At 55.9% G+C, this 12,398-nt stretch carries 11 protein-coding genes; 7 read left to right on the forward strand and 4 right to left on the reverse strand.

Annotated elements, in window-relative coordinates; translation table 11 throughout:
- Positions 1–26: 26 nt before the first annotated feature.
- Positions 27–677 carry a DUF1080 domain-containing protein gene (locus C5Y83_RS07415; protein ID WP_105329014.1) on the reverse strand — a complete coding sequence of 217 codons (651 nt, stop codon included), beginning with the start codon at positions 675–677 and terminating at the stop codon, positions 27–29.
- A gap of 285 nt (positions 678–962) precedes the next feature.
- Here C5Y83_RS07415 and C5Y83_RS07420 point away from each other — a divergent pair, with 285 nt between their 5' ends.
- From C5Y83_RS07420 to C5Y83_RS07440, 5 genes are all read left to right on the forward strand, one after another.
- Positions 963–1,745 carry a hypothetical protein gene (locus tag C5Y83_RS07420; RefSeq protein ID WP_105329015.1) on the forward strand — a complete coding sequence of 261 codons (783 nt, stop codon included), beginning with the start codon at positions 963–965 and terminating at the stop codon, positions 1,743–1,745.
- An 81-nt stretch (positions 1,746–1,826) separates the two neighbouring features.
- The gene (locus C5Y83_RS07425) at positions 1,827–2,309 is read left to right on the forward strand and encodes a hypothetical protein (protein ID WP_146117690.1); all 483 of its coding nucleotides are present in this window, start codon (positions 1,827–1,829) and stop codon (positions 2,307–2,309) included.
- Positions 2,306–2,848: a hypothetical protein gene (locus tag C5Y83_RS07430; protein ID WP_105329017.1), complete on the forward strand. Its 543-nt coding sequence runs from the start codon at positions 2,306–2,308 to the stop codon at positions 2,846–2,848. The genes C5Y83_RS07425 and C5Y83_RS07430 overlap by 4 nt, the downstream gene beginning before the upstream one ends.
- A 196-nt stretch (positions 2,849–3,044) precedes the next feature.
- Positions 3,045–3,539 (forward strand): YybH family protein, encoded by a 495-nt coding sequence (locus C5Y83_RS07435; RefSeq protein WP_105329018.1) that lies wholly within the window; start codon positions 3,045–3,047, stop codon positions 3,537–3,539.
- 94 nt (positions 3,540–3,633) lie between these two features.
- A complete protein-coding gene (locus C5Y83_RS07440) occupies positions 3,634–3,984 on the forward strand; it encodes a hypothetical protein (RefSeq protein WP_105329019.1) in 351 nt (116 codons plus the stop codon).
- 105 nt (positions 3,985–4,089) lie between these two features.
- On the opposite strand, the gene C5Y83_RS07445 is transcribed toward C5Y83_RS07440, so the two are convergent.
- Together C5Y83_RS07445 and C5Y83_RS07450 are read right to left on the reverse strand one after the other, a co-directional pair.
- Positions 4,090–6,669, reverse strand: coding sequence for an arylsulfatase (locus tag C5Y83_RS07445; RefSeq protein ID WP_105329020.1), 2,580 nt, complete (start codon positions 6,667–6,669; stop codon positions 4,090–4,092).
- Positions 6,670–6,875: 206 nt separating this feature from the next.
- Positions 6,876–8,426, reverse strand: coding sequence for a GH3 auxin-responsive promoter family protein (locus tag C5Y83_RS07450; RefSeq protein WP_105329021.1), 1,551 nt, complete (start codon positions 8,424–8,426; stop codon positions 6,876–6,878).
- Positions 8,427–8,611: 185 nt separating this feature from the next.
- Here C5Y83_RS07450 and C5Y83_RS07455 point away from each other — a divergent pair, with 185 nt between their 5' ends.
- Both C5Y83_RS07455 and C5Y83_RS07460 read left to right on the forward strand, forming a co-directional pair.
- Positions 8,612–10,126, forward strand: a complete 1,515-nt coding sequence (locus C5Y83_RS07455; RefSeq protein WP_105329022.1) for a cytochrome P450 — start codon at positions 8,612–8,614, stop codon at positions 10,124–10,126.
- A gap of 184 nt (positions 10,127–10,310) precedes the next feature.
- Positions 10,311–10,661: a hypothetical protein gene (locus C5Y83_RS07460; protein WP_105329023.1), complete on the forward strand. Its 351-nt coding sequence runs from the start codon at positions 10,311–10,313 to the stop codon at positions 10,659–10,661.
- Positions 10,662–10,765: 104 nt separating this feature from the next.
- Here C5Y83_RS07460 and C5Y83_RS07465 read toward each other — a convergent pair whose 3' ends face one another.
- The gene (locus C5Y83_RS07465; protein WP_105329024.1) at positions 10,766–12,127 is read right to left on the reverse strand and encodes a glucoamylase family protein; all 1,362 of its coding nucleotides are present in this window, start codon (positions 12,125–12,127) and stop codon (positions 10,766–10,768) included.
- Positions 12,128–12,398 lie beyond the last annotated feature (271 nt).

Below are 12,398 nucleotides of genomic sequence, written 5' to 3' on the forward strand. Positions count from 1 at the left end.
CGAAGCACGATTGAAATGTGAAGCATTTACGGTAACCGCTTCACGCGGATCTCTTTGAAATACCAGACGCTGTCTGGGTCGTGGGCTTGCAGGGCGATGGCTCCGCCGTCGGGCGAGAATCGTCGTCCGCTGCGAGATGCTGGCCTCTCGACGTTTTCTGGTTCGGTGTAGTCGATTACTTTGTTGCCATCGAGATGCACTGTGATTCGCTTGTCTTGCACGACGACCCGCACCCGGAACCACTTCGTTTCATCGACCGGCGATTGGTCGAGATCGACAATTGCGTACAAGCTGCCCGTCTTCCGCTTTTCTTTCAAGGAACTATTCAGCTGCACTTCGTAACCTTTGGCCAGGTGCAACTTCGCATCGCGAGTTGACATGTCGGTATGCACAAAGATCCCGCCGTTCGAGTTCGGTTCGGCTCGGGCAATCGCTTCCAACTCGAAGTTCATGAACGGTTCCAGGTCATCGTCATCCTGGCCAACGTAAAACAGATGAGCTCGCGTTTGACTGGAGGCGTTCACCCGCAAGATTCCATCTTGAACGGTGAATGCCTTGGGATCGACGTTGGCTCGCCAACCGGTCAAGTCCTGGCCATTGAATAGAGGCTGCCAGTCATCCGCGTAGGCTGGCCACGGACAGAAAACGATCAAGATCAGAAAGATGAATAGTCGCATGGGTGCCGATCTAGATAGGGTAGGAAGGATGGCAGACGACGATCGTCGATCAACTGGAGGGGCTTTATCACTTTATCAACGCGTTGGCGACTTTGCTACGCTGTGAAGAACCAAAGTGGCAATAATGGAACTGGTCCGACAATTGTCGATTTTGGTTCGTTGGGTACAATCGCTTTTTTCCAGAGACACATTCCCGTTGTCGGTATTGGCATGACACTCCTTGACTCACAACAAGCCAGGCGAAGCATCTTTTTCACAGCTCTTGCGCTGGGAAGCCTCGGGGTCATGCTCTTCCATGCGCAAACGAAGGCAGAAACGGTTAAGGACGAGAAACTCCACTTCACGCTTGATCTTCCAGACGGATTTGCTCCGCGTCCCGATTTAATTGGCGCGATGCCGAACATTGTCCACGCGTTTCAATATGGTGAAATCAAGGAAGGCGAGATTCCTGTTCTCCTTCTCATCGAGAAAATGGGTGGCTTTATCGGCCGACAGCGGGTCACACGCGAGCACCTGCCAGACGGATTCGTCGGCGAGATGTTCGATACCACTTGGCAAGGGTTCGACGTCCAGGGGGTCGCCGTTCATGAGACGGGTAACGGCCTTGAAGGGATTACGTACAACGTCCAGATCCCTTTGAAGGATGAGGCGATTCAGGTGAAATTGTTGATCCCTGCCGAACGAAAGGACGAGTTGAAACCATTGCTACGCCCTATCCTGGATGGCTTGCATGGGGAGAGCAATTGGAGTTCAGCGGCACAACCCGGGATTGCGAGTTCTGATAGTTATGGGACGATCTTGCTGGCCTTCATGATCGGCTGCGTCCTAATCGGCCTTGTCGTTCTTTGGTTCGTTTCCCGCATTAGCCCGCGAGGAACGATCTTTTTGATCGCCGTGGTTCTCTATTTCATGAGTTGGCAGTTCGGTGAACTGGAGGGCCGTGAAGTTCGCATGTTGGAAGGAGGAATGCGAATGCTCGGTTTTGCAGGCGGGATCTTGGGCTTGATCGATCTGTTACGCAAACGTAAGTCGGCCTCCGATCAAGCGAACGAGCCGAAACCGGAATAGCGTCGTTTAAGGAGGAGCCATTCCCTCGTGGACGGTGTGTTTTGGCACAATGCAATTGGCTTCGTTGTGGATCAACATCGGATGGCGTCGACCTTCCCTGACGGCGTGACCATCGCTCAGATGCCGATCGATTCGGCGTTGATCGCGACCGGCAAGGTGCCTGCGCTGGGCAGCGCACCGTTAGCTTCCTGGCTGCTGGCCAGGCTCATGCATTTGACCTACGAACGCCTCGGGTTCGAGGCCCAGGATAAGCAGTATCACGACGGAGGCGGGTTTTATCTCAACTTCATTGCCTTCTCGAAAGCTATGAAGCCGTTGGCGTTCTTCAACCTTCACGGCACCTCGGCTGGCTGTCGCGTGTGGGGGCAATGCGATCGAGTTGTCCAGCCACAAGAGTTGCTGCAAAACTTCTTGGACGCACTAATCGCAGAGCCTGACATGCTCATGCCGTGTCGACTACAATGCTTCGATACCGATCCACCTGATCTCGACCAACGGCGGATCAGTAAACCGAATGTTCTTGGTTGGGATGGTAGGCGTTTTCTGGGACGAACCTCAGTATGACCGATCAGAAAGATGATGATATCGATGCCAAGATCGAGGCTCTGTTGAGCGACGACACGAACTACGCGAACATCGACCTATCGCGAGCGACGTTTCAGAAGCATCTGATCGAAGCGACCACGCTCGCACGCGATTTCACCCGCACCATGGTTACGAACGTGCTGCCGGATGCGATCGTCTATACGATCTATTATGGCTGTTCGTACGACGGCAATCCGCGTGTCGAGGACGAGAAAACCTTCCCGGGGGATTACGACCAAGATCCAATCACGACCCACTCGCCGGAAGAGGTGACGAACTGTCTTTGGCGCAATGGCTTCGTGCCGGAGTGGATCAACGTGGCGGTTGCTCGCGAAGATGGTCAGCAAACGTACATTAAGCTTGAATGTTGCAGCCGCTATTCCGCTTTGCCGAAGATGATGTATCACGTGGGAGAAGGCCGCCCCCCGTTTCACGTCCTCGGTCCGCCTCTGCCGCCTCAGTGCGATTTGGAGGCAGGTGAGAAATTTGATCTGTATTGGTGCGACGAGACGAACTAACCAGTAAGCTGATGGTACGTGACACCTTTCTCGAGTCTGATATCGCAATGCGAACCCTTTAACTCGCTCTCAAAGCGTTACAGGGCGACAGGCCGACCGATTTCTCTGCAAAAGCGGGCTTTCGTCAGATGGTTATGCCACTATCACGGGAAAAGCCTTGAGCCATTACACTTGCGGCGTTCTAGGAGACGAATCGATGCCCAATCGCAATCTGTTCTTCACGCTAACTATCGTGGCGGCGTTGTCTGGGATTCCCTTGGCCCTCGCTGCCCAAGAGGCGGATCCTAAGCCGCAGCAAATCATTCAGCAGTGGGCGGCGACGTTCAATAAGAACGACGCCGAGCTACTATCTGCTTTTTACGATCGATCGGACGAGTTGGAAGTGGTCGTCTCGGCTGGCGTGCGGCATCGTGGGTTTGTCGCTTTGAAGAAGGCGTATGTCGATGATATGGCAGCCGTTCAGTTCTACGATTCCGCGGCTATCGAGCCATCCACGCGGATCCTCGGTGACACGGCCATCGTCAGCTTTGAGCACAAGTTCAAGGCGCGAATCAAGCAGGATAACTCGCGCTGGCAAATCCACATTCGCACCACCACCGTGCTCAAGCGAATGGACGGAGAATGGAAGATCGTGCTCGAACATTCTTCACCGATCATGGGGATCGAGCGTTTTACGCCGATTGCGAGCTAAACGCTCCTGAAGAATGGCTATCATGCCGTCCGTAACCGAGCTAAGCTGAGGCGATCCGGCGCTGTTTCTCGTATACATCCATGCGGAGTCGAACATGAGTCGCTATCTGATACCCGCGTTTGGTACACTGATGATCCTGGGTGTGCTCACGACGCTGTCCGCCGACCCGGGAGCTATCCCGCGAAAGGTTAGTCCGCTTGATGGGAAAGCGGTGATCGTCGAGATGGATGGCATCTACTTTGGTGTGAAAAAGAATGTCCGTTTTGAATCGATTGGCAATCAAGACTTCATCGTCATTCCGATGACCAGCGCCGCTGGCGGCGAAACGTACGACAACTGGTGGCGTCTCGACCGTGTGACCCAGCTCAAGGTATTCGATTCGATGGAAGCGGCCGTTGCTCACGATAAGAAGACGTCGACATTTCGTAAGATCGAAGCGGAGTAGCAGCAGTCGCCGTGGTTGCCGCTAGGCTGTGCTCGATGACATTCCAAGACCAGCCGCTCCCAAAAGCGAGCGGCTGGCTTTAATAACTTGGCGAGTCGCAAACTGTTACTCGCGGCCAGCTTCTAGCTTCTTTAAGCCTTCGGTAAGCTTCTCGATTTCTTCCTGTGAGAGCTGCGGCCGATCGATCTTGATGGTCAGCTTGTTAAACTGAGCGGTCAATGGGAACGGCGGGTGATAGTCGTCATCGTTGACGCCGGTGATGGTATCGGAGCCGATATCGAAGCTCTCTTCCCATTGCAAGATAATGGGAATGGTCTTCTCCATTCGCTGTGTGGCGACAACCTTTCCGTCAACTGTGAGCGTTCCAACGCCACCCTGGCCGATGCCTGCGAAACTGTTGAAGGCCATCGTACCGACACCACTGCCGTCGTATTGAAAGTCGAATTCCAGGATGTGCCGACCTGGGGCCAGTGCGTCTGGTCCTTCCCATTTTAAGCGTTGAAGGTCCAGTAAGTTCCAAAGAAACACTGGCTTCCCTTTCAGCAGATAGAATCCGTATCCCGCAAAGCGACCGCCGGAGGTGACGATCATCCCTTCTGCACCCTGTTTGGGTACGGTGATGTCGGCGGAAATCGTGTACGAAGTGTCGAGCAAGAAGGGGGCGTCCCCTTGAGGAAGTCCAGTCATCGCTCTGGTATAGACCAACGTATCGCGACCGGCCGTTAGACTGGGACGTTCAGCTGCAACACGAGCGCCAACGGAGGCGTTCAGCGGCAAAACCTGGTATTTCTTCGCTTCTTCCAGGAACTTGGCCCGAAGCTCTTTGACCTTTTCGGGGTGATTGGCGGCGATGTCTTCGGTCTGATTCCAGTCCTTGTTCAGGTTATACAATTGAAATACCTGGTTGTTGAGCGGATCGGGATTCGCGGCCGAAAACGCTTGCCACGGGGCCCGATTCACCTTGGTGCTCAAGAACCATCCTTCGTGATACATCGCATACTGTCCCATCATCTCGAAGTACTGGGTCGTATGTTGCGAAGGAGCATCTGCGTTTGCCTTGTCGAAGGCGTAGGCAAAGCTGGTTCCTTCGATCGGATCTTGCTTGATCCCATCGACATATTCAGGCGCGGCAATGCCGGTCACTTCGAGGATAGTCGGTACATAGTCGATCACATGCACGAATTGTTCGCGAAGACCTCCCTTGTCTTGAATTCCCTGAGGCCACGAGATCACCATGTTTTGACTCGTGCCACCCAACCGCGATGCATTCTGCTTGAACCAGTCGAACGGCGTATCGAATGCCCATGACCAACCAGCCGACATGTGGTTATACGTGAACTCGGTACCCCAAGCGTCGTAATACTTCATCTGTTGTTCAATGGTGGTACCGACCCCGTTGAAAAAGCAGACTTCGCTGAATGTTCCCACGGGGCCACCTTCAGCGCTGGTACCATTATCGCCGTTCTGATAGATGATGATCGTGTTGTCGAGCTTGCCAAGGTCATCGAAAGCTTGGATCACGCGGCCCATTTCGTAATCGTTGTAAGCCACGTAGGCCGCGAACACGTTCGCTTGACGAATGAACAGTTTCTGAGCCTCTGGCGGCAATTCGTCCCACGGAGTGAGCAAGTCTTTCGGCCACGGCGTCAGCTTCAAGCCTGGTGGAATTACGCCCAGCCGCTTTTGATTCTCGAAGATGCGTTCGCGGAGCTTTTCGTAGCCGTCGTCAAACAGGTGCATCGCTTCGATCTTCTCGACCCACTCTTTCGTCGGATGATGCGGAGCATGCGAACAGCCAGGCGTATAATGCATGAAGATCGGCTGAGAAGGATCACTTTGATGGATGCGTGTCATCCAGTCGATCGCGTCGTCGGCCATGGCCGTGATCATGTTCCAATCGCTTTCTTCCCCCGTGACCGGCCAGGTTTCCGCCTTGGGATCGGATCGATCCATTTTCAGCGTTCCTTGGTGCTGCTCGAACGGATAGATCTGCGTGGTATTGCGGAATAGGTTCGGCCCCCACTGATTCGCATCGCCACCGACAAAGCCGTAGAAATAGTCGAACCCCAGTCCCGTTGGCCATTGGGTGAAAGGGCCTGCCTGGCTGGCTTCGTAGGTCGGCGTGTTGTGGTTTTTTCCGAACCAACTGGTGGCATAGCCGTTGTCCCGCAAGATGCGTCCAATGGTCGCCTTGCTTTTGGGAATCACGCTATCGTATCCCGGAAAACCGGTTGCCTGTTCGGCAATCACTCCGAAGCCAACCGAATGGTGATTTCGTCCGGTGATCAGCGCCGCCCTGGTTGGTGAGCAAAGTGCGGTCGAGAAAACGCGATTAAACCGCAGGCCGTTCTTCGCCAGCCGATCCATGGTGGGCGTCGGAATCACGCCACCAAAGGTGCTGGGCACGCCAAAGCCAGCGTCATCGGTCATGATCAGCAAGATGTTCGGTGCTTCCTTCGGCGGCACAATACGCGGTGCCCACCACGGCTTGGACTGCATCGCGTTCTCTTTGATAACGCCGCCAAAAGGCGGAGCGGGTGCGGGAAGTTGCTTGCCAGGGATGGTCGTTGTGGCGCTGGCCGAACCCAGCGTTCCGGTCACTTCCTGCGCAAACAGCTCCGTCGATGTCAGTAGGACGGCAAGTGAAACGAACAGATACCACGGTTTGTGCTTCTTTCGCGACATGAACATTTCCCCCGATTGGAATGCATCATTGGTGTCAGAATGTATGTCTTGCCCTGGCCCCCAGAAAGAACTGGCGAGCTATCGGTGATTATGCAATGGGCCCATCGGAGAAGCAAACCGGTCTGACGGCTTTCTGAAAACCTTCACGATTCACACCTTGGACGGGTCGCAGTCGTCCATCGCTATCCGAAGGATGCGAGCGGAATTCAGTCGACGAAGCTCGGCAGCAGCAGTTTGGGCTTGGCCTGGGCGTGGGTTGGCTGGTCCCAGATATCATGGTTGGCGGCGAGAAGCTGCAGCTCTGGCGGCTTCATCCAGCCGACGTTCCGGTCGTGATCGTAAACCGGTAACAGGTCGCGCAGTCGCTCATCAAGTGGTTTCAGCAATTGACGCAGATGCGCGGCTTCGGCCTGGGCGGTTTCAGCTGAGCGCCCGTCGGCTGCGTCTTTGACCAGTACCCGCAAGGCATCGCCGGTCCGGCTGCTGACCACGCACCAGGTGCGTGCGGGCTCGTAGCCAAGCTCGGCCAGCACTTCGGTCAAGTCACTCTCCGCAATGCTGACTTGCCCCAGCCGCAAGGTAAATGCTGTCTTGTGGCGGAACTCGAGGACCGGGCTGCGCTCGACGAACCCAGTACAGCGGACCACATCATGCACGCGATAACGTACCAACCCCATGCTGGTCGTCAGCAGCAATTCATAGTCCTGGCCTTCGGTAAGATCCCAAGGCTGAACGATATCGGCGACATCCTCGCTGCCGAGCGGCAACATCTCGACAATGTTCGCACCGGTATGCAGCGGACCACCGATCCGATTGTCCCACATCGGCACGGTTAGCCAAGCCTCAGTACAAGCCAGTGGCGCATCGCGAAGAGGGACATTGCCCACCCACTTTTGCACGGTTGGAAGTTGCAACGCACTGACACCAGCCCGCCAGCACGAGATGTTCCGCAGCGCTGGCCAGACCTCTTCGAACAGCCAATGGGCATTGTCCAATACGTGGCAAAGCAGTCGCCGCCGCGCTGACTTAATCTTCAACGGTGGCAGGCCAGCGGGCAGCGGCTTGCCATCTAAATACTCGAGCCACTTTTCCCGATGCGACTCGATCTGTTCTGCAAAAGCCCGAAGCTTGGCGGCATTCACGGCAGCGATTTGTCCCAGATCGCGCGACAAAGCATACAGCGGTCCCCACTCTTGATAAATGGCATCGTCGGCGAGGACTGCCTGCGGAATCGGTGAGATATATCGCCCGACGAAACCTTGTAAGTGCAATGCGTACCAACTGGCGTAACCAATCGGCACCCCATGCGGCGAGCAGGTTTGCGGCGCCGAACTGGTCAGCGTGAGACTACCCGCCCAGCTCAGATCGCTCGCCCGCTGCAAGACACTCCAAGCATAGGCTGACCCGACCGCCTTCATCTGTGTGCCGTACGAGCATGTGATCGGAAACCGCTTGGGTCGCTTCGACGTGGTTGCCCCGGTTGTGGCGTAGTACAGGACTGGCAAGGTCGAGAGCTGGCTCGTTCCTTCCTCGAAGCCTTGTTCGATACTGGGACGGAAAGCCTCGTACTCGCGGATCGGGAAGTCCTCTAGCCGAGACGAGCCTCCTTCGTTTCGCCAGAAAGCGCTGCCGCCGACCTCGCTCCAGATCGCTTTCCACTGGGCTGCTTTTGCTTCTTCGGGATGGCGAATCGCCTGCAGGAAGTGACGCCCTGCCGGGGCAAGCGCGAAACGCATCAAGTGATCGACAAAGGACATGGCAGCGGCGTTGGCAAGGCGTAGGAGTGAAGCATGGTGGAGAACGTTGACGATATTCTAACCCGAACCTACGCCGTTTCCGCGATAATAATAAGCGCCCCTCGTGGTGCTGGACGAAGTACAATAAACCCGCCCAGGTTCGCCTGACATTCCTTCCTTGCAGCCGCGTGAGCAACAACAATCCCATGGCCAGCAATCCTTTCGGCGGCGACTGCCTGCCAACCCGAGTCCCGATGTTCGCGGCAAACGGTCGTCCAACCCTGCCGTTTCCGCATCCTTGGAATTTCCAAAGGCCGATCGAGATTCTGGAAACCTATTTCTGGGATGCCGATCAAGAGACTGGCCCAGGGCGGCACAATCGCTACTTTCAATGCCTCGGCCTAGATCCCGTTCTCGTCACGCGCGATCCCGGCGTCATCCGTGCAATCTTGACGACGACCGGTGATCGCGAAGGACAGTTCGAGCGTGACACGCTGCCGTCGACCGGCATCGCGCGGGCGACCGGTGAAGACACACTGCTATTCGGCAACGGCGTGATGTGGCGGCGGCAGCGAAAGGCATCGGCCGCTCCGTTCGGCAAGACCGCCTTGTTCCAAGTCGAGATCTTTGAAGACTTCTCCGACACGCTGCGCAAGACGGTTCGCGAGCGGCTACTCCTCTTGCGACAACACCTGGCCGAAACTGGCCAGCAGCAGCTGCAGCTTGAGATCGAGCCAGAGATCAAAACGCTGATGCTCGAGATGCTGGTCACCTGCTTCTTTGGAGCAAACATCGAGTACCGCGAACTGCGTGATCACTATACCCCTGCCCTCCAGCGGGTGATTGATCACATAGTGCAAGACACGGTGACGAATCGAATGAACTTGTCACGCGGATTCCTGGCCCGCTTCAGTCGTCGCTACGCCCAGGCCGATCGTGATTTCCAGGCGTTTGAAGATCTGACCGATCGCGTCGTGGCAGCACGTGCGACCGGCAAAGGATTGTGGAGCAAGTTCCGCACCGAGGCATCGGACGAAGCGATTCGCAGCAACATCAAGGTCTTCCTGGCAGGTGCACTGGAGGCCACGACCTCGTACGCGACGTGGGCCATCTCGCATCTGGCTCGTAACGAAGCCTGGCAAGCGAGGATCTTTGCCGAGGTGGGACCGATGTCGAAGTTTTCGCCAGAGAACCTCGCATCGGCCGGTAGTTTGAACGCTGCTTTGGAGGAAACGCTGCGGTTGACTCCGTCGCTCTATTTTCTGCCGCGCAAGGCAACCGCGGCCACCAAGGTGGAAACTTCCGATGGCCGCGTGATGGAGATCCCACAAGGAACGCACATCTTGCTCGACGTGTGGCACGCCAACCGTCATGCCGATCATTGGGGCGAAGCGGTCACTGGCTTCCCGGCCGACCAATACGCGCCGGAGCGATGGGAGAAACTGGTCGAAGACAAATCACGCTCGAAAGAGTTCCTCCATTTCGGCTTCGGCCATGGCGCCCGCGTATGTCCGGGTAAGCATCTCGGTCAGTTGGAAGTCGCGCTGGTCGTCGGAGCGTTCGTCAAGCTGTTCCACTTCCAAGCGGTGAACCAGGCCAACCCCGTGAAAGCAGGCGTTTCGACAAAGCCAGCCGATGGGACGTTGGTTACGATCAGCCTCCGCGAACCTTCGGCAGGGATGGAGAATTTGGATCCGCTCTCTACCGCGGTGACTGAGTAGCAGAGGTATCACATGCGCTTCCCTTACGTGGAGTTCTTGTTTCATGGAAGATTTGAATCATCCTAAGGTTCAACCCTATTCCCGCGATATTGGCGTTCGGTATGGCTTGGAGCTCAAGTTTCTCGATTTCATCGAGGCCACCGACTAGCCTAGATGTTTTCGATACCGAGTCGAAGATGCGGAAATGGCTTGGACCTGTCATGTGCCTGAGAAGTTTGACGCCGCCTACCCGTTGTGGAGTACCAACGGTGATCACACGTTACTCTTGGTGAGTAACGAAGAGATCTGGTTTGGTAAGGGATGGCACGATCATCCGGCGATGGAAATGATCTCCCGGACTTCTCAAGGGCTGCTCGTCAATCTCTTCATTGCCGTCATCGAATCGGAGTTATCCGACGACGAGTTAAAAAGTGCTGCCCAATTCGCTGGCTTCCGCTATTTGAAGGAAACGCTCACTTTGGTCGATACCGAACATCAGAATTGGAAGGAAGCAGTCGAGCAATTTATCGCCGACATCGACGCTCAAAACTGTTGAACTGATAACCCATCACCTACCAATCGACGAAGCTAGAAGAAAAGACCCGTTGCATCACACTCAGTGCGTGATGCAACGGGCTCCACGGAATCGATGGGGGTTCATCAGTTGCTCGTCAGAAGTGAGGGGCCCGCGGGCTTGAAGCCAGCGAGTTGTAGCGACCGTGTAGCGGCGGGGTGTTGCATGAATAAATCCCAGACGCCGCCCGACATCAGGTTCTCAGCCATCAATAGCGAGATCCCCGTGTCGATGCCGATTACGTCGTGGTCGACCCAGCCAGTGCTGGGATTAAACGCGTTAGTAAATCCATATCGGCCATAAACGTCGTCACCGAAGTGTGCCTTCTGATACTGAAGCGTCCGGAGAGCTTCTTCCGGCACGGCGGCCAAGCCACCGGCGGCCGCGCTGGGCACGACCGTTCCATCGATACCTCGGTCTGGCTCGACACGGTTGGGCTTATACGGTCCACCCCAGTCGCGATAACCGTTGGCACTATCGCTGCTGGTGATGCCCCACAAGTCAGGCCCGTAGTGGCCGAACTGCTGTGGGTACTTCTGGGCCAGATCGATCTGGAAAGCGAGCTGTGCCTTGTGGGCGACCACCGAGTTCTCCCAGTAGTTACGTCCCTGTGGCGAGAGGTAATTGCGGAAGTTGAAGAACGCCATCGGATATTGATGGACGAACAGCGGCGGATAAGTGAGGTAGCGGAAGCCTTGGTAGTTGAGCTCTGGCTGTCGCTTCCACATCTTCCACGACGACGGCGGAATCGGGTTGTCTGGCGCACCGATGGCCAGCAAGGTCAAAATCAAGTGTTCGCTGAACTGATTCCATTGATGCGGAATCACACCGGTTTCGGGGAGGTAGCCCATGTGCAGGCAACCATCCTTACCCAACATCCACCGCCAATCGACGCGGCGATAAAGTTGGTCCGCCAGCGCGGTGATCTCGGAGTCTTCTTTAAACGCCATCGAAGCGGTCATCGCTCCGGCCAGCATCAGGGCCGTATCGATCGTCGATGCTTCCGATTGAAGTGCGCGGGCACCCGTCTTGATGTCGAAGAAGTGATAGACGAATCCCTTCTCATGCCCGGCGACTTCCAGCAGCGAACGCAGCATCGTACGGACGTTGGTTTGAATTGCTTCCTTAGGGGCCCAGTGGTTCCTCGCGGCGACGGCATGGGCTGCCAGGCCGAAACCGCATGCGGCGCTACTGGCGTGTTTGCTATGTCCACTTCCATCGGCGGCGGAACGGTCGGCGACGAACTGAGTTTCTGGATCGACTGCTTCCTGGAAATAACGGTAGCAGCGGCGTTGCATATCGCGAACGAAGTCAACGTTAGCTGATCCCAGGGCCGAAACCGTCTCGGTTTGGCCAGCAGCGTCCTCAGAATGTACCGATCGCGAGAGAAGCCCGTTCAACACCAGTGGCAACGAGAGTCCGCCCGCGAGGAATGTACGACGCTTCATGCGTACGATCCTCCGAAGTGGAAACAATGCAGGGGGGAAACGCTCTTCCTGTCGCCCGAGGCAACAAGTTACTTCGGGCGGCAGGAAACAGCGGAGAAATGGTGTTGGTTGCCCTAATCATAGACAACCGACCTATTTTCGTAAAGGGAGAAAGGCTGTGGTAATCCGCTTATTAAGGTAGAGAGTTTTCCCGGTATCCCTCTGGAGAGGTTAAAGGTCGTGTTTTCTCCAGATTTCCATTGGCGCGGTAGAGATCTGCCGTTGGAAGGAC

Source organism: Blastopirellula marina, assembly GCF_002967765.1.
Lineage (GTDB): Bacteria > Planctomycetota > Planctomycetia > Pirellulales > Pirellulaceae > Bremerella > Bremerella marina_A.